The organism is Streptomyces deserti (genome assembly GCF_054782695.1).
In genome coordinates this window covers 79,513-103,745 of the sequence record NZ_BAAGRZ010000014.1, presented here as the reverse complement: position 1 = coordinate 103,745, position 24,233 = coordinate 79,513, and the positions used below count along the sequence as shown (strand labels likewise).

Here is a 24,233-nt window from a genome sequence, read left to right as displayed (position 1 = left end):
TCGGTCCATCGGGCATCGGTATGCTCGGCGACACACACAGGACGAGGGGAGCGTGGCGGGTGCAGGACAACGCGACAGAAGTGACCGCCGCCGGGATCGCACGACTGGCCGGCGTGGGCCGCGCCGCCGTCAGCAACTGGCGCCGTCGGCATGCCGACTTCCCCAAGCCGGTCGGCGGCACCGAGACCAGCCCCTCCTTCGCCCTCGTCGAGGTCGAGACCTGGCTGCGCCGACACGGCAAACTCGCCGAAGTCCCCTTGCGGGAACGGGTCTGGCAGCAGCTCGTCGGCCACCCCGAGGGCCCCGTCACCGCCCTCACCCACGTCGGCTGCGCTCTGCTGCTGATCCACGAGCGCCCCACCGTCTGGCTGGAGGTGAGCGCCGGCTCCGACGAACGGCTCGCCGCGATGTTGCCCGGGGCGCTGGAGCAGGTGCTCACGCCGCGGTTCGGGGTGGGGCGAGGGAGGATTGGTCGCGAGCGCGGTGTTCACAGCGGCGCCGGGGCGCGGGGGGCGTCACCTGTGAACACCCCAGCCTCCCCGCACCCGGCGTCGGCAGTTCACACGACCCCCGCTGTGAACGGCTCGGACTCTGTGAACGGACCGGGCTCCGTGAAGGAATCGGGCTCCGTGAAGGAATCGGGCTCCGTGAGCGCCCCAGGCGCCGTGAACGCCCCGGACTCCGCCAACAGGCCGACCGACGTGAACAGCCCACGCCCCGTGAACACCCATGACCCCGTACACAGCCCGGCCCCCGCCAACACCCCGCACCCCGCAACCACCCCGCCGCTCCCTTCACCCACCCCGCATCCCGCACTCACCCCAACCCCCACAACCACCCGCCCCGCCCTAACACCCCCCACCGGCCCCGCCTACCTCCCCTCCACCCCCCTCCTCCGCGGCGCAGCCGAACTCGCCGCCGAGCTGGGCGCCCGCCAGACCTTCGAGTTCCTGCTCGGACGGCACCTCGACGCCAACCCGCGCCAGTACACGCTCACCCCCGCCGACCTCGCCGGACTCATGGCCGACCTCGCCGGCCCGGCCCGCACCGTCCTGGACCCGGCCTGCGGGACCGGCGCCCTGCTGCGCGCCACCGCCCAGCGCCCCGACCAGGAGCTGTACGCTCAGGACAGCGCGCCGGACCTCGCCGCGCTCGCCGCGCTCCGGCTCGCCCTGCACACCCGGGCCCCCGTGCACGCCGCCGTCGGCGACACCCTGCGCGCCGACGCCCACCCCGGGCTGCACGCCGACGCCGTCCTGTGCCACCCCCCGTTCAACGAGCGCAACTGGGGCCACGACGAACTGGCCTACGACCCGCGCTGGGAGTACGGCTTCCCGGCCCGCAACGAGTCCGAGCTCGCCTGGGTCCAGCACGCCCTCGCCCGCCTGCGCGACGGCGGCACCGCCGTACTCCTGATGCCTCCTGCCGCCGCCTCCCGCCGCTCCGGCCGCCGCATCCGCGCCGACCTGCTGCGCCGGGGCGCGCTGCGCGCCGTGATCGCGCTGCCGGTCGGCGCGGCACCCCCGTACAACATCCCGCTCCACCTGTGGGTGCTGCGCCGGCCCGAACGGACGTCCGCGCAGGCGCCCGCCCATCCCGAGGTGCTGCTCGCCGACGCGGGGCAGTTCGCCGCAGAGGGGCGCGGCGGACCCGACTGGCGGGCCGTGCGGGACACCGTCCTCGACGCCTGGCGCGCCTTCGACCGGGCCGGCCGTCTGGACGAGCGACCCGGCCTGGCCCGTTCCCTGCCCGTCATCGACCTCCTCGACGACGACGTCGACCTCGCCCCGGCCCGCCACCTGCCGCCCGCGACAGCGGCCGACGGCGCCGAACAGCTCACCGGCGTACGCGAACGGCTCGGCGAGACCCTGCGGCTGACCGCCGACCTCACCCCGCCGCCCGCGCGCACCGCACCGTCCGCGCCCCGCTGGCCGCTCACCACCGTCGGTGAACTCGCGCGCGGCGGCGCCCTGGTGATGCGCACCGGCGGAAACGGTGGCCACGCGCGCGTGCCCGTGCTCACCGACCACGACGTCCTCTCCGGAACGGCCCCCTCAGGGACGCTGCCCGAGAGCGACGAGGCACCCGTGCTCACCGAGCAGGGCGACGTCGTCGTCCCGGTGCTCGGCGGCGGCTCCGTGGCGCGCGTGATCGACCAGGAGACACAGGGCGCCGCCCTGGGGCGCAACCTCGTCCTCCTGCGCCCCGACCCCACCGCGCTCGACCCCTGGTTCCTCGCCGGCTTCCTGCGCGGCACCGCCAACAACCGCCAGGCCAGCAGCTACGCGTCCACCGCCACACGCCTGGACGTACGCCGGCTCCAACTGCCGCGACTGCCGCTGGACGAGCAACGGCGCTACGGCGCACGCTTCCGCGCACTCGACGACTTCGAACGGGCGCTGAGGCACGCGGGCCGGCTCGGGGAACAGCTCGTGCGCGGAATGTACGACGGCCTCACCGACGGCACGGTCGCACCCGACTGAACCGAGACGGTCCCGCCGAACGGAGACGGTCCCGCCGAACCGAGACGGTCCGCCGAACGGAGACGGCCCCGACTGACCCGCGACGGTCCCGACCCGCCGCACCTGCGACGTCGTACGAGGTGGTCGGAGTGATCAGCACGACAACGGTTCGGTACAACCCGGGACCGCTTGTCCGTGTCGGCCTATACGCTCGAAGCGACATTCGCACGAAGCGACATGCGCACGACCGGCGTTGCCCGACGCCGGCCGCCCTCGTACGCCCACCTCAGGGACCAGGAGCTGTCATGCATGGCCACGGCTACACGCAGCCGGTGAAGCGGCCGCCCGCCGCGGGGTGGCTGGTCTTCCTGCGCGTGCTGTTCGTGGCGATCTCGATCCTCAGCATCGGCATCCTGGCGTGGACGATGCTGCTGCGCCTGGCGATCGTCACCCGCAGGGCGCTCGACTGGTGCCTGTTCGTGGCCGCGCTCGTGGCCGACACCCTGGCGCTCGTGCTCGTCGGCACCGAGCCCGGCGACGAGGTCCACACCGTGGGCGGCTGGACCGGTATGGGCCTGCTCTTCGGCACGCTCGTGGCCGCCATGGCGTACTACCTGGCGGCGGACGTACGCCATTTCCACCAGCTCCGCTACGGCGGATACGCCCCCCAGCCCATGCCCATGCCCATGCCCACGCCCGCACCGGCGTACGGCTATCCGCCGGTGCCGTACTCCGCGACACCCCAGCCGCAGACCCCGCCGAGCCCGCAGACCCACCAGACGCCGCAGCCGCCGCAGGCCCCGCACACCCCGCCCCCGATGTCCCGCACGCCCGTGCCGGAGCCCCCGCTGCACAGCCCGCCGCCGCAGCGCCCCGCGCCCGCCCGCATCGACCAGGTACGTGCCGAACTCGACGAACTCAGCCACTACCTGCGCCAGAACGAAGGCCGCGACGAAGCACGCGACGAGGGACGGCACGAAGGCCGCAACGAGGGACGGCACGAAGGACGGCACGACGGCGACCACGAGGGCGGACGGTGAGCGGGGCGACAGGACGCGTCGTCGCCGGCCGCTACGAACTGTCCACGCTGATCGGGCAGGGCGGCATGGGACAGGTCTGGACGGCCTACGACCAGCGGCTCGACCGGCGCGTGGCGGTGAAGCTGCTGCGCCCCGACCGGGTGGCCGGCCAAGAGGCCGACGAGCTGCGCCGCCGCTTCGTGCGCGAGTGCCGGGTGACGGCTCAGGTCGACCATCCCGGCCTGGTCACCGTGCACGACGCGGGCAGTGAGGGCGAGGAGCTGTTCCTCGTCATGCAGTACGTCGACGGGGCCGACCTCTCCGACCACCTCGCCGAACACGACCCGTACCCCTGGCAGTGGGCGGTGGCGGTCGCCGCGCAACTGTGCGCCGTGCTGAGCGCCGTGCACGCCGTGCCGATCGTGCACCGTGACCTCAAACCACGGAACGTGATGGTGAAGCAGGACGGCACGGTCACCGTCCTCGACCTCGGCGTCGCCTCCGTCATGGACACCGACACCACCCGCCTCACGCACACCGGTTCACCCATCGGCTCGCCCGCCTACATGGCCCCGGAACAGGCGATGGGCGGCGCGGTCGGCCCGTACACGGACCTGTACGCGCTCGGCGTACTCCTGCACGAACTCCTCAGCGGAGACGTGCCGTTCTCCGGTTCGACGGCGCTCGGCGTGCTTCACCGGCACCTGTACGAGCCGCCGCTGCCCGTGCGCCGCACCCGCCCGGAAGTCCCCGAGGCGCTGGAAGCGCTGGTCCTGCGCCTGCTCGCCAAGGACCCGCAGCACCGCCCCGCCTCCGCGCAGGAGGTGTACGAGCACCTGGAGCTGCTCCTGCCCGCGCGCGGGACGCCCACCGGGGCACCCCTCGACCCCACCCGCCCCTTCCTGCGCCCGCACGCCCCCTGGCCGGACCGTGCGCGCACGCCCGCGCCCCAGCCCGCCCCGGTCACGCCGGTCGCCGAGAAAGCCGAGAAGCCGGACGTCGCCCGGGCCGTCGACGAGGTCAAGCGCCTCCTCGGCGAGGGCCGCATCACCCAGGCCGTCGACATCCTCGGCGCGATCCTGCCGGTCGCCGCCGAACAGCACGGCGTGCACTCCCCGGTCGTCCGCACCCTGCGCAAGCAGTACGCCGCCACGCTCCTGGACGACGGCCAGTACCGGCGCGCGCTGCCGGAACTGCGCCGCCTCGCCGACGAACGCGCCGCCGAGGCCGGCCAGGCCGACCCGCAGTCGCTGCGCTTCCGCTACGAGGGCGCCCAGTGCCTGGAGCAGCTCGGCGAACCGGCGGCGGCGCTCGCCGAGTACCGGGCGCTGCTGCCGTACTACGAGAACCAGTACGTCTCGGCCGGCGACCCCGACCTCGCCCACGACGTGCGCCGCCGCATCGGCCACCTCCTCCTCGCCCTCGGCGACCGCGCCGCCGCCCACGACACCCTGGTCCGCCTGCTCCATGACGTGGAACGCACCCAGGGCCCCGCCCACCCCCTCGCCGCGGAGCTCCGACGGACACTGCAGTGGCTGGGACAGGTACGCGGCTGACGTCTCGCCCCCAGCGCGGCGATGCCGGAAGTCGGGGTGAATCGTTGGTCGAATGGGTTGGCCAGAGCCTGGTCGCTGCCTACCATCGATCACCGCAAGACTTTGTGCGCCCGCCCGTCGCCCGACCACCACCCCTCAACGAGGCGCTGCGCGCCGCACCTGTCTATTGCAATCTCCTCGGGAGGCTTCCTTGCACCGCCGCCGTCGTACCGCGCTCGTCCTCACCGCCGCGATCGCCGCCGCGGCGCCCCTCCTGACCGCCTGCGGAAACGATGCGCACCCCGGTGCGGCGGCCGTCGTCGGAGGCCAGCGGATCACCGTCTCCCAGCTGGAGGAGAGGGTCGACGAGGTGCGCACGGCCCAGCGGGCGGCCGTGCCGAACGACGCCCAGTACCAGCAGGCCATCGCCGGGACCGGCACCCTCACCCGCGACACCCTGCACACCATGGTCCTCGACCAGGTGCTGCACCGCGCCGCCCAGGACGCGGGCGTCACCGTCACCCGCAAGGAGATCCAGCAGATGCGCACCGGCCTGGAGCAGCAGGCCGGCGGCGCCAAGGCGCTGGAGACGGCCTGGCTCCAGCGGTACGGCATCCCGCCGCAGCGCCTCGAGGAGAACCTCCGCCTCCAGCTCGAGGCCCAGAAGCTCGCCGAGAAGCTCGGCACCGACACCAACCGCCCCGCCTTCTGGAAGGCCCTGTCCGAGGCCTCCGACAAACTGAACGTCGACCTCAACCCCCGCTACGGCACCTGGGACGTCCAGAAGAGCAGCCGCGTCGACGCGAAGACCCCGTGGGTACGGGAAGTCTCGGCGGCGCAGACGGACCAGACGGCGTAGGAGCACGCCCCGACCACCGGCACGACCACCCACAAGACCACCACAGATCCCCCCTCCCTCCTGTGGACAACTGATCGCCCCGTCGGTGCCGTGGGTTAGCGTCGAATCGTGAACGCAACCAGTCCCGAAGCCACCCCCGGCACCGGCCCTGAGGCCACCCCCGGCCGCATCGTCCTGCTCACCACCAGCCACCGCGTCGCCCCCGGCCTGCTGTCCTGGCCCGCCTGGCAGGCGCTGCACGCGGCCGACCAGGTGCTGTGCGCGGACGGCACGCACCCGCAGCTGCCGTATCTGCGCGAGGCGGGTATACCGGTGGCCGAAGCGACCCCGACCGCCGAGGAACTGGTCGACGCCTGCGCCGGCGGCCGGACGGTCGTGGTCGTGGCGACGGGCGAGGGCGAGCCGGCCCTCACGGACGGCCTGGCGCGCCTCGCCGGCTCCGGCCGCGTCCGCATGCCCGAGCTGGAGCTGCTCCCCGCCTCCTACGACCTGCCCGGCGCCCGCCTCCTCGACCTCGTCCAGGTCATGGACCGCATCCGCGCCGAGTGCCCGTGGTCCTCGCAGCAGACCCACAAGGGCCTGGCGAAGTACGGCATCGAGGAGGCGTACGAACTCGTCGAGGCGATCGAGGAAGGCGACCGCGACGAACTGCGCGAGGAACTCGGGGACGTCCTGCTCCAGGTCGTCTTCCACGCCCGCATCGCCGAGGAGGACGCGCAGGCCCCCTTCTCCATCGACGACGTGGCCGGTGGCATCGTCGCGAAGCTCATCCACCGCCACCCGCACGTCTTCGGTGACGAGACGGCGACGACGCCCGAGGAGGTCAAGGAGCACTGGCTGCGCACGAAGGCGGCCGAGAAGCAGCGCACGTCGATCACCGAGGGCATCCCCCTGGGCCAGCCCGGCCTGGCCCTCGCGGCGAAGCTGGCCTCCCGGGTCCGTACGGCGGGCCTGGACGTCCCGCTGCCGCAGGTCGAGGGCATCGGCTACGAGTTGCTGTCGCTGGCGGTGCGGGCCGAGGCGGAGGGAGTGGACCCGGAGGCGGCGCTGCGGGCGGCGGCCCGGGCTTATCGGGATGCGGTGCGGGCTGCCGAAGGACTCGACGCTCAGGACGTCCAGGCCGAGGAATGACTGCGCAAGGCCGCCGCCGAGGACCTCACCCGTCTGCCCGGAAGGCTTCCCCCGCCCCCGCCCCGGTCCGACCCGCCCGCGAGCCGGATACCGTCAAGGAGTGACCAACCAGCCCCACCCACCGACTCCCGCCCCCACCCTCTTCACCTGGGAGTTCGCCACCAACCCCTACCCCGCCTACGCCTGGCTCCGCGACCACGCCCCCGTCCACAGGACGAAGCTCCCCAGCGGAGTGGAGGCCTGGCTGGTCACCCGGTACGCCGACGCCAAGCAGGCCCTCGCCGACCAGCGGCTCTCCAAGAACCCGGCGCATCACGACGAGCCCGCGCACGCCAAGGGCAAGACCGGGATCCCCGGGGAGCGCAAGGCCGAGTTGATGACCCACCTCCTCAACATCGACCCGCCCGACCACACCCGGCTGCGCCGCCTGGTCTCCAAGGCCTTCACGCCCCGCCGGGTCGCCGAGTTCGCCCCTCGGGTGCAGGAGCTGACCGACCAGCTCATCGACCGGTTCGCCCCCGCCGGCTCCGCCGACCTCATCCACGAGTTCGCCTTCCCGCTCCCCATCTACGCCATCTGCGACATGCTCGGCGTGCCCCGCGAGGACCAGGACGACTTCCGCGACTGGGCGGGCATGATGATCCGCCACCAGGGCGGCCCCCGGGGCGGTGTCGCGCGGTCCGTGAAGAAGATGCGGGGCTATCTCGCCGACCTCATCCACCGCAAGCGCCAGGCCCTGCCCGCCGAACCCGTCCCCGGCGAGGACCTCATCTCCGGCCTCATCCGCGCCTCCGACCACGGCGAGCACCTCACCGAGAACGAGGCCGCCGCCATGGCCTTCATCCTTCTCTTCGCGGGGTTCGAGACCACCGTCAACCTCATCGGCAACGGCACGTACGCCCTGCTCACGCACCCCGACCAGCGCGCCCGTCTGCAGCGTTCCCTCGCCGCGGGCGAACGCGAGCTGCTCGAGACCGGCGTCGAGGAACTCCTCCGCTACGACGGCCCCGTCGAGCTCGCCACCTGGCGGTTCGCCACCCGGCCGCTCACCATCGGCGGGCAGGACATCGCACCCGGCGACCCCGTCCTCGTCGTCCTGGCCGCCGCGGACCGGGATCCGGAACGGTTCGCCGATCCCGATGTCCTGGACCTCTCCCGCCGCGACAACCAGCACCTCGGATACGGCCACGGCATCCACTACTGCCTGGGCGCCCCGCTCGCCCGCCTGGAGGGCCAGACCGCGCTCGCCACGCTCCTCACCCGCCTCCCGGACCTCCGGCTCGCGGCGGACCCGGCCGAGCTGCGCTGGCGCGGCGGCCTCATCATGCGCGGACTGCGCACCTTGCCGGTCACCTTCACACCCCTCCATCAGGGCAAAAGTGACACGCCTTCAACTCTGTGATCTTCACGTGATCTGCGCGGCATGAACTTGTGACAAGTGATCGTCTGCCGATACGTTCACCCATCGGCGCGGCGCCCCCGGCACCACCCGCCGCGCCGGTCACCGCTGTCTCGCGAAAGGTCTCCGTATGCTCTCCGGGAACGGTCGTCACCGTCGCCCCCGCCAGGCTCCGGCTCTCCTCGTAGCGGCCGGAGTGACCGGCTCCGCCATCGCGATCCCGTTGCTCGGGGCCACCGGCGCGAGCGCGGCCGACGGTACGACCTGGGACCGGGTCGCGGACTGTGAGACCGGCGGCGCCTGGAGCCAGAACAGCGGCAACGGCTACTACGGCGGCCTGCAGCTGTCCCAGGAGGACTGGGACAAGTACGGCGGCCTCGACTACGCCGCGAGCCCCGACCTGGCCAGCCGTTCCCAGCAGATAGCCGTCGCCGAGAGAATCCTCGCCGACCAGGGGGTCGGCGTCTGGCGCACCTGCGGACTGCTCGCCGGTCTGGACAAGGACTCGTCCTCGGCCGACATCGACACCGGGGTGGCGAGCGATACGTCCGGGTCGTCCGACTCGTCCAACTCGTCGGGTTCATCGGCATCGCCGGATTCGCCCGGCCTGCTCGACTCCCTGGATTCCTCCAGCTCCTCCAGCTCCTCCGGCTCTTCCGACTCCTCCGCTTCGTCGCCCGAGTCGACCTCCCCTTCCCCGTCGTCCGACGGGGCGTCGAACACCGGGGACGAATCGGCCAAGTCCGGCACGTCCTCCGCGTCCACGCCCACGGCTGACCCGGAGAGCGAATACCCGGACAACTCGGGTCATAACGGCGGCTCTTCGGCGCTGACCGACACCGGCGCGACCGACACCGGCGCGACCGACCCCGGGGCATCCGGCACCGGCCGGCACCGCGGCCCCAGCGCGGACGAGGCCGCGGGCGACGGGCGTACGGCCGAACCGGCGGGCCGGCACGCCTCGCGCGGTGACGCGGCCGCGCGCGACGCGATGGACGGCTCGTACACCGTGCGTCCCGGGGACAGCCTGTGGTCCATCTCCGACTCCCTTGACCTCAGCGGGGGATGGCGCGCGCTCTACGTGGAGAACGAGAAGGTCATCGGCGCCGACCCGGACCTCATCCGCCCCGGTCAGACGCTTCAAGTCGGGGTCGAACCGGGCGAAAAGTAGCGGCGGTTCGCGGTGAATGTCCCATGTAAGAGCGATGAGAGATAGATCTCAGAAGCCCTGATCGTCTTTGAAATTCCGCGGATCGCGTGTCTACGGTCGTGACCGCTCGCCATCGCGGGCCCCGGCTGCCGCAACGCCGAATCCTGCCAGCGGCCGCCCGGGAAAAGTCGTCGCGTCAAGCGCCGTAGGCAGGAGCGGGGGACCCAAGGTAAGTGCCGGGCCCAGCAGTTGAGGCTGGTTCCGGCTAGGGGTGAAGCCGTGTCCCGCAAGGGACGCGGCCGGGCAACTCAACCGGCCCGAACCCGACAGCTCACCTCGCAGGCGTCGGTGAGGGGATCCATTCATGCTGTTTTCCGGCAAGGGCAAGCACCGTCGTCCGTCCAAGGCCACCCGCGCCCTCGCGCTCGCCGGTGTCACCGGCGCCGCCGTCGCCGCCCCGCTGATGGCGGCCGGCAACGCCTCCGCCGCCACCGCCTCCGAGTGGGAGGCCGTCGCCCAGTGCGAGTCCGGCGGCAACTGGTCCATCAACACCGGCAACGGCTACTACGGCGGTCTGCAGTTCTCCGCCTCCACCTGGGCCGCGTACGGCGGCACGAAGTACGCCTCCACCGCCGACCAGGCCACCAAGGCGCAGCAGATCGAGATCGCCGAGAAGGTCCTCGCGGGCCAGGGCAAGGGTGCCTGGCCGGTCTGCGGCAAGAACCTGTCCAGCGCCGCCTACACCGGCGGCTCCGCCGACAGCGGCTCGGGCTCCTCGAACAGCACGGCCACCCGGGAGACCGAGCAGCAGCCGGCCTCCCGCTCCGCCGAGCGCCCGGCCCAGACCCAGAAGAGCCAGAAGACCGTCACCACCCCGACCGGCAAGAAGGTCAAGAAGGGTGACGGCGAGTACAAGGTCGTCGAGGGCGACACCCTCAGCTCGATCGCCCAGGAGCACGACGTCAAGGGCGGCTGGGAGAAGCTGTTCGAGCTGAACAAGGGCATCGTCGAGGACGCCAACCTCATCTACCCGGGCCAGCAGCTGCACCTGAAGTAAGCCCGAAGCAGGCCTGAAGCAAGAGGGCGCTGCTCCCCCTGACTCCCCGCCCCGGTGCGCGTTCCCCCGTACGCGCCGGGGCGGGGTTTTTCACGCGGTCGTGCGGGTTTTTCACGCGGTCGTGGGGAGAGCGTGCGACCCCGTCTTTGTTCCGTTCGGAAACAATTTACTCTCGGTTCTGTCCATGGGGTGGGCGACCGGCTGGCCGATCGCCCCGGGCCGGTTAGGCTCATCTCGCAGAACCACACGGTTCACCTCACAGAGCCATCGCGGTCCTGCCAACCCGCGTCACATCCCACGAAGGAGATGCTCGTGCCGTCCATCGACGTCGTCGTAGCCCGGGAAATCCTGGACTCCCGAGGCAATCCCACGGTCGAGGTCGAGGTCGGCCTCGACGACGGCAGCACCGGTCGTGCCGCCGTCCCGTCCGGCGCCTCCACGGGCGCCTTCGAGGCCATCGAGCTCCGCGACGGCGACTCGAACCGCTACATGGGCAAGGGTGTCGAGAAGGCCGTCCTCGCCGTCATCGAGCAGATCGGCCCGGAGCTGGTCGGTTACGACGCCACCGAGCAGCGCCTGATCGACCAGGCGATGTTCGACCTGGACGCCACCGACAACAAGGGCTCCCTCGGCGCCAACGCCATCCTCGGTGTCTCGCTCGCCGTCGCCCACGCCGCCTCCGAGGCCAGCGACCTCCCGCTCTTCCGCTACCTGGGCGGTCCCAACGCGCACCTGCTGCCGGTGCCGATGATGAACATCCTGAACGGCGGCTCGCACGCCGACTCCAACGTGGACATCCAGGAGTTCATGATCGCCCCGATCGGCGCGGAGTCCTTCTCCGAGGCCCTGCGCTGGGGCGCCGAGGTCTACCACACCCTGAAGAAGGTCCTGAAGAGCAAGGGCCTGGCCACCGGCCTCGGTGACGAGGGCGGCTTCGCCCCGAACCTCGGCTCCAACCGCGAGGCCCTCGACCTCATCCTCGAGGCGATCAAGGAGGCCGGCTACACCCCCGGCGAGCAGATCGCCCTCGCCCTCGACGTGGCCGCGTCCGAGTTCTACAAGGACGGCTCCTACGTCTTCGAGGGCAAGGAGCGCTCGGCGGCCGAGATGACCGAGTACTACGCCGAGCTCGTCGAGGCGTACCCGCTGGTCTCCATCGAGGACCCGCTGTTCGAGGACGACTGGGAGGGCTGGAAGACCATCACCGCCAAGCTCGGTGACAAGGTCCAGCTCGTCGGCGACGACCTGTTCGTCACCAACCCCGAGCGCCTGGCCCGCGGCATCGAGGAGGGCGCGGCCAACGCCCTGCTGGTCAAGGTCAACCAGATCGGCTCGCTGACCGAGACCCTGGACGCCGTCGAGCTGGCCCAGCGCAACGGCTTCAAGTGCATGATGTCCCACCGCTCCGGCGAGACCGAGGACGTCACCATCGCCGACCTGGCCGTCGCCACCAACTGCGGCCAGATCAAGACCGGCGCCCCGGCCCGCTCCGAGCGCGTCGCCAAGTACAACCAGCTGCTGCGCATCGAGGAGATCCTCGACGACGCCGCGGTGTACGCCGGCCGCAGCGCGTTCCCGCGCTTCAAGGGCTGAGCACGGCTTCGTAGGAAGCGTCGTACGTACGTCCCCGTACTCGGTCCCGTACCGTGTCCGGGGACGTACGCGCGTATGAGGGTGAACGGGAGGCGGGGAGCCATGGCCGTGAAGGACCGGGACCGGTTCTCCACCGCGACCAGGATCCGGCTGATCGGCGAGCAGACGGCGGCCCGGGTCTACCGCTCGCAGACCCGGCGCCAGGCCCGCCGCTCCCGGCTGACCGGCCGGGCCGCGCTGCTCGCTCTCGTGCTCTGCTCACTGATCGTCGCCCTGGCCTACCCGATGCGGCAGTACGTCTCCCAGCGCGCCGAGATCGCCGACCTCCAGCGCGAGCAGGAGCAGGCCCGGCAGCGGGTCGAGCGGCTGCGCGACCTCAAGGCACGCTGGCAGGACGACGCCTACGCCGAGCAGCAGATCCGGCAGCGGCTGCACTACGTCATGCCCGGGGAGACCGGCTACATCGTGATCGACCCGGGCGCCGCCGAACAGTCGCGCGCCGACGCGGGGGCGGCCGACCGCCCCTGGTACTCGAACGTCTGGGACGGAGTCGACAAGTCCGACGCCTCCGACCAGTGACCGGACAGAAAGACAGCCTGAACACAGTCATGCAAACGCCCCCGCCGCCCACCCCGCGCACCGAACCCACCGACGCGGATGTCGAGGCCTTCAAGCAGCAGCTCGGGCGGCCCCCGCGCGGGCTGCGCGCGATCGCGCACCGCTGCCCGTGCGGGCAGCCGGACGTCGTGGAGACGGCGCCGCGGCTGCCCGACGGCACGCCGTTCCCGACGCTGTACTACCTGACGTGCCCGCGGGCCTCCTCGGCCATCGGCACGCTGGAGGCCGAGGGCGTGATGAAGGAGATGACGGCCCGGCTGGAGACCGACCCGGAGCTGGCCGCCGCGTACCGCGCCGCGCACGAGGACTACATCCGGCGCCGCGACGAGATCGAGGAGCTGAAGGGCTTCCCGAGCGCGGGCGGCATGCCGGACCGGGTGAAGTGCCTGCACGTGCTGGTCGCCCACTCGCTGGCGGCCGGACCGGGCGTGAACCCGCTCGGCGACGAGGCGCTCGCGATGCTGCCCGAGTGGTGGCGCAAGGGGCCCTGTGTGACGACTGGTGCGCCGCCCACCGGTGACGGGTGGCAGGTGGACAGCACGGACACGGGCCACTTCGCCGCCGGGCCGATCGAGGAGGACGACAAGTGACCCGTGTCGCCGCCATCGACTGCGGTACGAACTCCATCCGGCTCCTCGTCGCCGACGCGGACCCGGCCACCGGCGAGCTCGTCGACCTGGACCGCCGCATGACGATCGTCCGTCTCGGCCAGGGCGTCGACCGCACCGGCCGACTCGCCCCCGAGGCGCTGGAGCGGACCTTCGCGGCCTGCCGCGCGTACGCCCGGGTCATCAAGGAGCACGGCGCGGAGCGGCTGCGCTTCGTGGCGACCTCCGCGTCCCGGGATGCCGAGAACCGCGACGACTTCGTGCGCGGGGTGCTCGACATCCTGGGCGTCGAACCCGAGGTCATCACCGGCGACCAGGAGGCCGAGTTCTCCTTCACCGGCGCCACCAAGGAGCTGACGGGACGGCAGGACCTGCACCGCCCGTTCCTGGTCGTGGACATCGGCGGCGGCTCCACCGAGTTCGTCGTCGGCGACGACCAGGTGCGCGCGGCGCGCTCCGTCGACGTGGGCTGCGTCCGTATGACCGAGCGGCACCTGGTCCGGGACGGGGTCGTGACCGACCCGCCGACCGAGGAGCAGATCACGGCGATGCGCGCCGACATCGAGGCCGCCCTCGACCTCGCCGAGCAGACCGTGCCACTGCGCGAGGCCCGCACACTGGTCGGCCTGGCCGGCTCGGTCACCACGGTCTCGGCGATCGCGCAGAACCTGCCCGAGTACGACTCGACGGCCACCCACCACTCCCGCGTCTCCCACGACCGCGTCCGCGAGATCACCACCCGCCTGCTGCACTCCACCCACGCCGAGCGCGCGGCGATCCCGTCGATGCACCCGGGCCGGGTGGACGTGATCGGCGCCGGCGCCCTCGTCCTGCTGTCGGTCATGGAGCGCGTCGGCGCGGAGGAGGTCGTGGTGAGCGAGCACGACATCCTGGACGGCATCGCCTGGTCGGTGGCGTAGGTCTCCGGAGACCGGTGGTCTGCGTCTCCTTTACTACCGATCGGTAGCCCTCGGCTGAGCGGTCTGGATAGCGTATGAGCGGGTCCGAGGGGTGTCCGGGAAGCCCGGCAGCACCCCTTGGGAACGGCCCGTCGGAAAAGTTCGTGAAGTTCTTCACAAGGAATTGGGCCCTGGAGGACGACGGGAAGGGTTCGGTTGACCCGTTCAGGGGGTCAACAGGCCCCTGAGCACGTTCAGAAGGGCTGAGCGCGAGGGCTACGGCGGGGCCCCGCAGCGGTTCCGCCGAGGGCCCTCACAAGGGGTCGCGGGGGCCAGAGAGGCAGCTCACGCGGCATTGACAACGGGCCGCCCCGCGCACTGGTTCCCGCTCACCGTCATGATCTCCGCCACGTGGGCGCGGGAGTGTAACACAGGCGCTGCCCGAGCTTGTGAAGGGGCGCACGAGCCACCCCCCTGAGGCGGGTGGATACTCGATGGCATGAGCACCACGGAGCGTCCCAGGATCCTCGTAGTAGGCGGTGGGTACGTAGGCCTGTACGCAGCTCGACGCATTCTGAAGAAGATGCGTTACGGCGAGGCGACCGTCACGGTCGTCGACCCCCGGTCGTACATGACCTACCAGCCCTTCCTCCCCGAAGCCGCCGCCGGCAGCATCTCCCCGCGTCACGTCGTCGTCCCGCTGCGGCGCGTGCTTCCCAAGGCGGAGGTCCTCACCGGCCGGGTCACCACCATCGACCAGGACCGCAAGGTCGCCACGATCGCCCCGCTGGTGGGCGAGGCGTACGAGCTGCCCTTCGACTACCTGGTCATCGCGATGGGCGCGGTCTCCCGCACCTTCCCGATCCCCGGCCTCGCCGAGCAGGGCATCGGCATGAAGGGCATCGAGGAGGCCATCGGCCTGCGCAACCACGTTCTCGAGCAGCTCGACAAGGCCGACTCCACCAACGACGACGAGATCCGCCGCAAGGCGCTCACCTTCGTCTTCGTGGGCGGCGGATTCGCCGGTGCGGAGACCATCGGCGAGGTCGAGGACATGGCCCGGGACGCGGCGAAGTACTACAAGAACGTGTCCCGTGAGGACATGCGCTTCATCCTCGTCGACGCCGCCGACAAGATCCTCCCCGAGGTCGGCCCCAAGCTCGGCAAGTACGGCAAGGAGCACCTCGAGGGCCGCGGCGTCGAGGTCTACCTGAACACCTCCATGGAGTCCTGCGTCGACGGCCACGTGGTGCTGAAGAACGGCCTCGAGGTCGACTCCAACACCATCGTCTGGACCGCGGGCGTCAAGCCGAACCCGGCCCTCGCTCGCTTCGGCCTCCCGCTGGGTCCGCGCGGTCACGTCGACTGCGAGCCGACGCTCCAGGTCAAGGGCACCGACTACATCTGGGCCGCCGGTGACAACGCCCAGGTCCCCGACCTCGTTGGCCGCAAGGCCGGCAACGAGAACGCCTGGTGCCCGCCGAACGCCCAGCACGCTCTGCGTCAGGCCAGGGTGCTCGGCGACAACGTGGTCTCCGGCATGCGGGGCTTCCCGCAGAAGGAGTACAGCCACGCCAACAAGGGCGCCGTGGCGGGCCTCGGCCTGCACAAGGGCGTGGCGATGATCGTCATGGGCAAGATGAAGATCAAGCTGAAGGGCCGCCTCGCCTGGTACATGCACCGTGGCTACCACGGTCTGGCGATGCCGACCTGGAACCGCAAGATCCGCGTCTTCGCCGACTGGACGCTCGGCATGTTCCTCAAGCGCGAGGTGGTGTCCCTGGGCGCCATCGAGTCCCCGCGCGAGGAGTTCTACGAGGCCGCCAAGCCGGCGCCGGTCGCCGCCGCGCCGAAGGAGAAGACCGAGGAGAGGGCCAAGGCCTCCTGACCGAGGTCACTTCGCACCCCCCTGAAGGGGCCGCCTGCCATCCGTGGTGCGGGCGGCCCCTTCGGCGTTCCCCGTGAGGCTGCCGGGGCGGACGGGAACGGCCCGATGCGTGCAGGAACGGTTTTGCGCAGACGTAACGCGCGCCGGGGACTGCGCCCGGGCCCCGCAGGTGTTTACGTGGGTGTCGGACATTCCGGGATCACCTGTCACGGAGGTGGTGCACCATGCCAGATGCCGCGCCGCGGCTGAAGGGCCTCGTAGAGCAGACGCTGGGAGCCCCGCTCCCGGTGCGCATCCGCGCCTGGGACGGTTCGCTGGCGGGCCCGCCGGGCGCGCCGACCCTGGTCGTGCGCAACCGCCGCGCCCTGCGCCGTCTGCTGTTCAAGCCCGGCGAGCTGGGCCTGGCCCGCGCCTGGGTCGCCGGGGACCTCGACATCGACGGAGACCTCTACACCGCCCTCGACCTGCTCGCCGGCCTCATCTGGGAGCGCGGCGAGGACGCCCGCACGCTCGCCGAGGCGCTCCGCGACCGGGAGGTCCGCTCCGCCGTACGCGGACTCGTCCGGCTCGCCGGCCCGCCGCTGCCCCCCGCCCCGCCCCCGGAGGAGGCCCGCAGGCCCCGCCGCGGCCTGCACACCAAACGTGCCGACAGACGCGCCATCAGCCACCACTACGACGTCGGCAACGACTTCTACGAGATCGTCCTCGGCCCGTCCATGGTGTACTCCTGCGCCTACTGGCCCGCCCCGGACAGCACCCTCGAAACCGCCCAGCACGACAAGCTCGAACTGGTCTGCCGCAAACTCGCCCTGAAGCCGGGTCAGCGCCTGCTCGACGTCGGCTGCGGCTGGGGCTCCATGGCCATCCACGCCGCCCGCGAGCACGGCGTGAACGTCGTCGGCATCACCCTGTCCCAGGAGCAGGCCGCCTACGCCCGCAAGCGCGTCGCCGACGAGGGGCTCACGGACAAGGTCGAGATCCGCGTGCAGGACTACCGGGACGTCCGCGACGGCCCGTACGACGCCATCTCCTCCATCGGCATGGCCGAACACGTCGGCGCCGAGCGGTATCTGGAGTATGCCACCGCGCTGTTCCGTCTCCTCACACCGGGCGGACGGCTCCTGAACCACCAGATCGCCCGGCGCCCGCAGCGGGACGAGTCCGCGTACCACGTGGACGCGTTCATCGACTCCTACGTCTTCCCCGACGGCGAGCTCCAGCCCGTCGGGATCACCGTCAGCCAGCTGGAACGCGCCGGCTTCGAGGTGCGCGACGTGGAGTCGATCCGCGAGCACTACGCACTCACCCTGCGCCGCTGGGTCGCCAACCTGGAAGCCGACTGGGCCCGGGCCGTACGGCTCACCAGCCCCGGCCGGGCCCGCGTCTGGCGCCTGTACATGGCGGCCTCCGCACTGGCCTTCGAACACAACCACATCGGCGTCAACCAGGTCCTGGCCGTGAAGACCCCCGAGTCCGGCACCTCCGGCATGCCGTTGCGTGCCCGTACCTGGAACTGACACACCAAGGGCCCCGTTCCTGCCGGCAGGAACGGGGCCCTTGGCACGTACTCCCTACTCCGCCTTGATCGCCGCCAGCATGTTCAGCCGCGCCGCCCGCCGCGCCGGCCACAGCGCCGCGAGGACGCCGACCGTCGCGGCCAGCAGCAGGAAGACGGCCATCCGCGCCCAGGGCAGGACCAGTTCGTAGGTCGCCATCTTCGAGGCCAGCAGTTCACCGGCCGCCCAGCCGAAGAACACGCCCAGGCCGATGCCCAGCACCCCGCCGAAGAGGGAGATCACCAGGGACTCCAGGCGGACCATCCGCTTGATGCCCTTGCGGTCCAGGCCGATCGCGCGGAGCATGCCGATCTCCTGGGAGCGTTCGAAGACCGACATGGCCAGGGTGTTGATGACGCCGAGCACCGCGATGATCACCGCCATGGCCAGCAGGCCGTAGACCATGTTCAGCATCAGCGTGAACATCTGCGCGATCTCGTTGGACAGGCCCTTCTTGTCCTGCACCTTGATCGCCGGGTTGGTGCCCAGGGCCTCGACCAGCCGGTCCTTCGTCGCGCCGGAGGCGCCGTCGGCGGTCTTCACCATGACCTGCATGTCGGCCGGGTCCGACTCGTGCGGGGCGAGGGTCGCGGTGTCGATCATGATGCCGCGGACCAGCTCGTTGCCCTCGTAGACCCCGGCGACCGTCAGCTTCTGCTTCTCGCCGTCCTCGTAGGCGGCCGTGAAGCGCGAACCGGCCTGCCAGCCGTGCAGCTTGGCGGTGTCGTGGTCGACCACCACCTGCGTGCCGCCGACCTTGAAGGAGCCGTCGTCGACCTTGAGGTCGGTCAGCCCGCCGATCGTGGCGCCGTCGACGCCGGTCAGGTACTCGGTCTCGCCGTTGACGCGGGAGGGCGCGAGGCGCAGCGGGCTGGTGGCGGTGACACCGTCGGTCCGCTTCAGCTTCTGCTCGACGTCCGGCGACAGCGGGTTGCCGTTCGCCATGGACACCACGTAGTCGGCGCGGATCGCGGAGGCCGCCATCTTGTCGATGGACTTCTGCAGGCTGCCCGCCATCACCGTCATGCCGGTGATGAGGGTGAGCCCGATCATCAGCGCGGACGCGGTGGCGGCCGTACGGCGGGGGTTGCGCACCGAGTTCTGCCGGGCCAGCTTGCCGGAGACGCCGAACGCGCGCAGGACCGGCGCCGCGGCCGCGATCAGCGGGCGGGACAGCAGCGGGGTCAGGATGAACACGCCGATGATCAGCAGGACGGCGCCCAGGCCCATCGGGGCCTGCCCGTCCGAGCCGTCCATCGTGGTCGCCGCGAGCACGACCGCGATGCCCGCCGCCGAGAACAGCGCGCCCAGCGTGTTGCGCAGCACCAGCGACTTGGCCGTGGCCTTCGCGTGCAGGCTGTTCATCGCCGCCACCGGCGGGATCTTCGCCGCCCGGCGGCCCGGCAGCCACGCCGCCAGCATGGTCACCAGGATGCCGACCGCGAAGGCGGCCCCGACCGTGCCCGGCGTGATCACCAGCGGCCCGTCGGGCACGGTCGCCCCGAACGAGCCCATCAGGGAACGCAGTCCGGCCCCGATGCCGACACCGGCGAGCAGACCGGTCACGGCGGCGACCGCGCCCACCACGAACGCCTCGATCAGCACCGACCGCGTGATCTGCCGGCGGGAGGCACCGACCGCGCGCAGCAGTGCCAGCTCCTTGGTGCGCTGGGCGACCAGCATGGTGAAGGTGTTGGCGATGATGAACGTGCCGACGAACAGCGCGATCCCGGCGAAGACCAGCAGGGCCGTCTGCATCCCGCTCATCGACTGGGCGATCATCTCGGCCTGGTCGTCGGCGAGCTGCTTGCCGGTCGTGGTCTCGACGACGTCCTTCGGCAGCGCCCTGTCCAGCTCCGCCTTGAGCGCGGCCTGCGTGACACCCGCCTTCGCCGTGACCTCGATCTGGTCGTACGTGCCCGCCTTGCCGAACAGCTTCTGCGCGGTCGCGGTGTCGAACAGGGCGAGGCTGCCGCCGGCCGCGACATTGCCGTCGTCGGTGGTGAAGATGCCGGTGATCCTCGGCGTCAGGACGGGCCCGTCGACCGACAGCCGTACGGTGTCGCCGACCTTGTAGCCGGTGCGCTCGGCGGTCTTGGCGTCGATGAGGATCTCGCCCTGGCCGTGCGGTGCCCGGCCGGACTTCAGCGGATACCGGGGGTCCTTGGTCCCCCAGTAGTTGCCGCCCTGCGACTGGAACCCGTCGCCGATCAGCTTGCCGTCCTTGTCGGCCATGGCGGTGAAGCCGCTGACGGTACCGATGGCCTGGGCGGCGCCCGGCACCCGGGCGCTGCGGTCGAGCACCGTCCGGGGCAGCTCGTTGAGCTTGCCGACCTTGTCGCCCTCGGCGTCCTGGTACGTCGGCTGTACGGCGACGTCGACCCGGTCGAAGCCCTTGGCGGAGCTCTTCTGGTAGGCGTCGGAGATGGTGTTGGTGAAGACCAGGGTCCCGGAGACGAACGCCACGCCGAGCATCACGGCGAGCACGGTCATCAGGAGCCGGGCCTTGTGCGCGAGCACGTTGCGCAAGGCGGTACGAAACATGGGTGTCTCGAGTCCAGACGTACGAGGGGCTATGGGGGCGCTGGGGGGTGAGGGAACGTCAGCTGGTGCGGCCCTTGGCGTCGAACTGCTTCATCCGGTCGAGTACGGAGTCGGCCGACGGCTGGTACATCTCGTCCACGATCCGGCCGTCCGCGAGGAAGACCACCCGGTCCGCGTAGGCGGCGGCCACCGGGTCGTGGGTCACCATCACGACGGTCTGTCCCAACTCCCGCACGGAGTTGCGCAGGAAGCCCAGCACCTCCGCGCCGGAGCGCGAGTCGAGGTTCCCGGTCGGCTCGTCGCCGAAGATGATGTCGGGCCGGGAGGCCAGCGCCCGGGCCACGGCCACGCGCTGCTGCTGGCCGCCGGACAGCTGGGAGGGCCGGTGGCTCAGCCGGTCCGCGAGCCCGACCATCCGGATCACGGAGTCCAGCCACTGCTTGTCCGGCTTGCGGCCCGCGATGTCCATCGGAAGGGTGATGTTCTCCAGGGCCGTCAGGGTCGGCAGCAGGTTGAACGCCTGGAAGATGAAGCCGATCTTGTCCCGGCGCAGTTTGGTCAGCTGCTTGTCCTTCAGGGAGCCCAGTTCGGTGTCGCCGATGCGCACGGAACCGGAGGAGAAGGTGTCCAGACCGGCCACGCAGTGCATCAGCGTCGACTTGCCGGAGCCGGAGGGGCCCATGATCGCGGTGAACTCGGCCTGCCGGAAGTCGATGGAGACCCGGTCCAGGGCGACCACCTGGGTCTCGCCCTGTCCGTAGATCTTCGACAGGTCCGTGGCGCGCGCGGCCACGGCGGTGGTCCGGTCGGCGATGGATGCGGTGGTCACGGGATGGCGCTCCTGTAGGGACGAGGGTGTTCTCGGAGGACGTGTCCCATCGTTGCGCCCGTTCACCGCCGTGAAGTCACCCGCTGTTCCCGTTCCTGGGGCCGACTCGGGTCGGACCGCACGGGGCCGCGTCATACCTGGGGATGACGGACGACCCTGAGGACCGGTCAGGTCGACATCAGGAGGACCGGTCATGTCGAGAACAGGTGGAGTGCCCTCGTTGAGACGGTGAAATTCCGTCATTCCGCATACGTGGCCGACCACCGCGCGTAAGGCTATTGGCAAGTGCGGATGGCGCGTTCCGTGTGCTGATGCACCCTCAGACGTCAATAAAATAAGACAACATCGGCCCGCCCTTCCGCTGTTCGGGGGATGCCTCCCGATAGGCTCGGAACCTCGACGCGGAGCCCATGGCCTGCCCGGATGGTGGAATGCAGACACGGCGAGCTTAAACCTCGCTGCCCCTTCGCGGGCGTGCCGGTTCGAGTCCGGCTCCGGGCACCTCCCGTCCTCGTTCCCGGTCGCACTGAGCGGCTTTCCCTGCATCGTCCATTGAGGACTTCACGGCACACCCGTTGACAGCGGCGGTGCTCCGTCGGAGACTCACACGCGAAGACGGTGAAGAAAATTTCACCACGCGAACCAGGCGTGATCCCAACCCCACGAGAACATCGCAACCCCGCGAGAACTCCGCCCACAAGAGCACAAGAATCCGCGCACAAGAGCACAAGAAAAGGGGACGACCGATGCGCACCACCGTCGGCATCATCGGAGCCGGCCCCGCCGGCCTCCTCCTCGCCCGGCTGCTCCACACCGCCGGCATCGACTCGGTCGTCCTGGAGAGCCGCGACCGCGCCTACGTCGAGCGACGCCAGCGTGCCGGGATCCTGGAGCAGGGCACGGCGGACGTGCTGCGCGCGGTCGGCGCCGGGGAGCGCATGGACCGCGAGGGGCTACGGCACGACGGCATCGAGCTGCGGTTCGCCAAGCGGCGCCATCGCGTCGACTTCCCCGCGCTCACCGGCGGGAAGTCCGTGATGGTCTACGCCCAGACCGAGGTCTGCAAGGACCTCATCGCCCTCCAGCTGGAGGACGGCGGCCCGCTGCTGTTCGAGACGGAGGCACTGGCCGTCGAAGGAGCCGGCACCGACCGCCCGCGGATCCGGTTCCGGCACAAGGGTGCCGAGGATGTCCTGGAGTGCGACTACGCCGTCGGCTGCGACGGCTTCTGGGGAGTCTCGCGCAAGGCGATCCCCTCCGGGCTCACACAGGTCTTCGAACGGAGGTACCCCTTCGGCTGGCTCGGTATCCTGGCCGACGTACCTCCCTCGCACGACGAGCTCGTCTACGCCCGCCACGACCGCGGCTTCGCCCTGCTGTCCATGCGCCCGCCCGTCACCCACCACCACCCTTCCAGGGAAGTCGCTTCGCTCCCCATTCAATCCTTCGTCTCGCGCCTGTACCTCCAAGTGCCCGAGGGCACGGACGCCGAGGAGTGGGCCGACGAGGAGATCTGGGACGAGCTGGAGCGCCGCTTCGAGACCGCCGACGACTGGAAGCTCGAGCGCGGCCCGATCACCCAGAAGTCGGTGACCCCGATGCGCTCTTACGTCCACGAGCCCATGCGGTACGGCCGTCTCTTCCTCGCCGGCGACGCCGCGCATATCGTGCCGCCCACCGGCGCCAAGGGCCTGAACCTCGCCGTCGGAGACGTCGTCACCTTCGCACGGGCGCTGACCCATGAGCGGAAGACCGGATCGCCCGAGCTCCTCGAGGCCTACTCGCAGACGTGCCTGCGCCGGATCTGGCAGGCCGAGCGGTTCTCCCACGACATGACGACCCTGCTGCACCGCGCCCCCGACGCCACCGGATTCGACGACCGCCTCCAGCTCGCCCGCCTGGAACGGCTCGTCTCCTCCCGCGCCGCCGAGACCGACCTGGCCGAGGGCTACACCGGCTTCCCGTTCGGGTGACATACGGATGACGTAAGCGGGTGATCTCCGGCCGGTTCCGGACGTGTCGCGGGTTGGTCATGAATGGGCCCCTGCTGTGCCGGGAATCACGGACCCGCGTAGCGTGTTGCGCAGCACGACGAGGGAAAGATCCTCCCCAAGCACTAGGGTCAATCCTTTGCCTTTCCATTACTCTTGAGCCAAGGCTACGCAGTGTGGCCATGGAGGAGTGAAATGAGGAGCAGCAACCCGGTCTTCTCGCGACGGGGGTTCAGCCGCGACAACGGCTACGCGGGCTTCAACACCGCGCCGCAGGCCGGGAGCGCAGCTGTCGGTACGCAGGGCAACCCGTACGCCCAGCCTGCGGGCAACCCGTACGCGCAGAACCCTTACGCCCAGCAGGACCTGCAGTACGGAGCGCCGCCGCAGGCACCGGTCACCACCGGCCGGATGACGATCGATGACGTCGTCATGCGGACGGGGACCACCCTCGGCGTGCTCATCGTGACGGCCGCGCTCGCCTGGGCGCTGCTGCCGGTCGACGACGCGAACATCAGCAGGTCGTACGGCATCGGCATCGGCGCCGCGCTGATCGGCATGGTGCTGGCGCTGGTGCAGTCCTTCAAGCGCAAGGCCTCGCCGGCGCTGATCCTGACCTACGCGGCGTTCGAGGGTGTATTCCTCGGCGTCATCTCCAACATCGTCGACAACCGCATCGCCGACGGTGCGGCCATGCAGGCCGTGCTCGGCACCATGGCGGTCTTCGCCGGTGTGCTCGTCGCCTACAAGGCGGGCTGGATCCGCGTCAACCGCCGCTTCGTCGGCTTCGTGATGGCGGCCGCGCTCGGCTTCATCCTGCTGATGGCCGTGAACCTGCTGTTCGCGGTGTTCGGCGGCGGTGACGGCCTCGGCTTCCGCAGCGGTGCGCTCGGCGTGATCTTCGGCATCGTCGGCATCATCCTCGGTGCCTGCTTCCTCGCCCTGGACTTCAAGCAGGTCGAGGACGGCGTGGCCTACGGCGCCCCGCGCGAGGAGGCCTGGCTCGCGGCCTTCGGCCTGACGCTGACGCTGGTGTGGATCTACCTGGAGTTCCTGCGGCTCATCGCGATCCTCAACAGCAACGACTGACGCGAG

At 70.9% G+C, this 24,233-nt stretch carries 18 protein-coding genes, 1 tRNA gene and 1 riboswitch; of the genes, 17 read left to right on the top strand and 2 right to left on the bottom strand.

Features of this window, described 5'->3' with window-relative positions; all coding sequences use genetic code 11:
- Positions 1-59: 59 nt before the first annotated feature.
- From ACYVMZ_RS22940 to ACYVMZ_RS22875, 14 genes are all read left to right on the top strand, one after another.
- Entirely contained in the window at positions 60-2,483 is a 2,424-nt protein-coding gene (locus tag ACYVMZ_RS22940) for an N-6 DNA methylase (protein ID WP_461082573.1), read from the top strand.
- A gap of 284 nt (positions 2,484-2,767) precedes the next feature.
- A complete protein-coding gene (locus tag ACYVMZ_RS22935; RefSeq protein WP_461082571.1) occupies positions 2,768-3,502 on the top strand; it encodes a hypothetical protein in 735 nt (244 codons plus the stop codon).
- A 38-nt stretch (positions 3,503-3,540) separates the two neighbouring features.
- The gene (locus ACYVMZ_RS22930) at positions 3,541-5,037 is read left to right on the top strand and encodes a protein kinase domain-containing protein (protein ID WP_461082702.1); all 1,497 of its coding nucleotides are present in this window, start codon (positions 3,541-3,543) and stop codon (positions 5,035-5,037) included.
- A gap of 190 nt (positions 5,038-5,227) precedes the next feature.
- Positions 5,228-5,875 (top strand): SurA N-terminal domain-containing protein, encoded by a 648-nt coding sequence (locus ACYVMZ_RS22925; RefSeq protein WP_461082569.1) that lies wholly within the window; start codon positions 5,228-5,230, stop codon positions 5,873-5,875.
- Between the two features lie 108 nt (positions 5,876-5,983).
- Positions 5,984-7,006, top strand: coding sequence for a nucleoside triphosphate pyrophosphohydrolase (locus ACYVMZ_RS22920; RefSeq protein WP_461082567.1), 1,023 nt, complete (start codon positions 5,984-5,986; stop codon positions 7,004-7,006).
- 100 nt (positions 7,007-7,106) lie between these two features.
- Positions 7,107-8,408 (top strand): cytochrome P450 family protein, encoded by a 1,302-nt coding sequence (locus ACYVMZ_RS22915; RefSeq protein ID WP_461082565.1) that lies wholly within the window; start codon positions 7,107-7,109, stop codon positions 8,406-8,408.
- Positions 8,409-8,535: 127 nt separating this feature from the next.
- A complete protein-coding gene (locus ACYVMZ_RS22910) occupies positions 8,536-9,576 on the top strand; it encodes a transglycosylase family protein (RefSeq protein WP_461082563.1) in 1,041 nt (346 codons plus the stop codon).
- A gap of 170 nt (positions 9,577-9,746) precedes the next feature.
- A riboswitch (cyclic di-AMP (ydaO/yuaA leader) is annotated at positions 9,747-9,915 on the top strand.
- A gap of 4 nt (positions 9,916-9,919) precedes the next feature.
- A complete protein-coding gene (locus ACYVMZ_RS22905; protein WP_461082561.1) occupies positions 9,920-10,612 on the top strand; it encodes a transglycosylase family protein in 693 nt (230 codons plus the stop codon).
- A 312-nt stretch (positions 10,613-10,924) separates the two neighbouring features.
- The gene (gene eno, locus ACYVMZ_RS22900) at positions 10,925-12,205 is read left to right on the top strand and encodes a phosphopyruvate hydratase (RefSeq protein ID WP_461082559.1); all 1,281 of its coding nucleotides are present in this window, start codon (positions 10,925-10,927) and stop codon (positions 12,203-12,205) included.
- A 102-nt stretch (positions 12,206-12,307) separates the two neighbouring features.
- Positions 12,308-12,784 (top strand): FtsB family cell division protein, encoded by a 477-nt coding sequence (locus ACYVMZ_RS22895; RefSeq protein WP_461082557.1) that lies wholly within the window; start codon positions 12,308-12,310, stop codon positions 12,782-12,784.
- 29 nt (positions 12,785-12,813) lie between these two features.
- On the top strand, positions 12,814-13,413 hold the full coding sequence (locus ACYVMZ_RS22890; protein ID WP_461082555.1) for a DUF501 domain-containing protein: 600 nt from the start codon (positions 12,814-12,816) through the stop codon (positions 13,411-13,413).
- A complete protein-coding gene (locus ACYVMZ_RS22885) occupies positions 13,410-14,351 on the top strand; it encodes a Ppx/GppA phosphatase family protein (protein WP_461082553.1) in 942 nt (313 codons plus the stop codon). Before ACYVMZ_RS22890 ends, ACYVMZ_RS22885 begins: the two co-directional genes overlap by 4 nt.
- A gap of 478 nt (positions 14,352-14,829) precedes the next feature.
- A complete protein-coding gene (locus ACYVMZ_RS22880) occupies positions 14,830-16,218 on the top strand; it encodes an NAD(P)/FAD-dependent oxidoreductase (protein ID WP_461082551.1) in 1,389 nt (462 codons plus the stop codon).
- A 224-nt stretch (positions 16,219-16,442) separates the two neighbouring features.
- Positions 16,443-17,735, top strand: a complete 1,293-nt coding sequence (locus tag ACYVMZ_RS22875; protein ID WP_461082549.1) for a class I SAM-dependent methyltransferase — start codon at positions 16,443-16,445, stop codon at positions 17,733-17,735.
- Positions 17,736-17,789: 54 nt separating this feature from the next.
- On the opposite strand, the gene ACYVMZ_RS22870 is transcribed toward ACYVMZ_RS22875, so the two are convergent.
- Positions 17,790-20,318: an ABC transporter permease gene (locus ACYVMZ_RS22870; RefSeq protein ID WP_461082548.1), complete on the bottom strand. Its 2,529-nt coding sequence runs from the start codon at positions 20,316-20,318 to the stop codon at positions 17,790-17,792.
- Positions 20,319-20,376: 58 nt separating this feature from the next.
- Positions 20,377-21,147: an ABC transporter ATP-binding protein gene (locus ACYVMZ_RS22865; RefSeq protein ID WP_461082546.1), complete on the bottom strand. Its 771-nt coding sequence runs from the start codon at positions 21,145-21,147 to the stop codon at positions 20,377-20,379.
- Positions 21,148-21,564: 417 nt separating this feature from the next.
- On the opposite strand from ACYVMZ_RS22865, the gene ACYVMZ_RS22860 reads away from it, so the two are divergent.
- From ACYVMZ_RS22860 to ACYVMZ_RS22850, 3 genes are all read left to right on the top strand, one after another.
- A tRNA-Leu gene (locus tag ACYVMZ_RS22860) sits at positions 21,565-21,648 on the top strand.
- Between the two features lie 245 nt (positions 21,649-21,893).
- On the top strand, positions 21,894-23,120 hold the full coding sequence (locus ACYVMZ_RS22855) for a 4-hydroxybenzoate 3-monooxygenase (protein WP_461082544.1): 1,227 nt from the start codon (positions 21,894-21,896) through the stop codon (positions 23,118-23,120).
- A 213-nt stretch (positions 23,121-23,333) separates the two neighbouring features.
- A complete protein-coding gene (locus ACYVMZ_RS22850; RefSeq protein ID WP_461082542.1) occupies positions 23,334-24,227 on the top strand; it encodes a Bax inhibitor-1/YccA family protein in 894 nt (297 codons plus the stop codon).
- Positions 24,228-24,233: the final 6 nt, after the last annotated feature.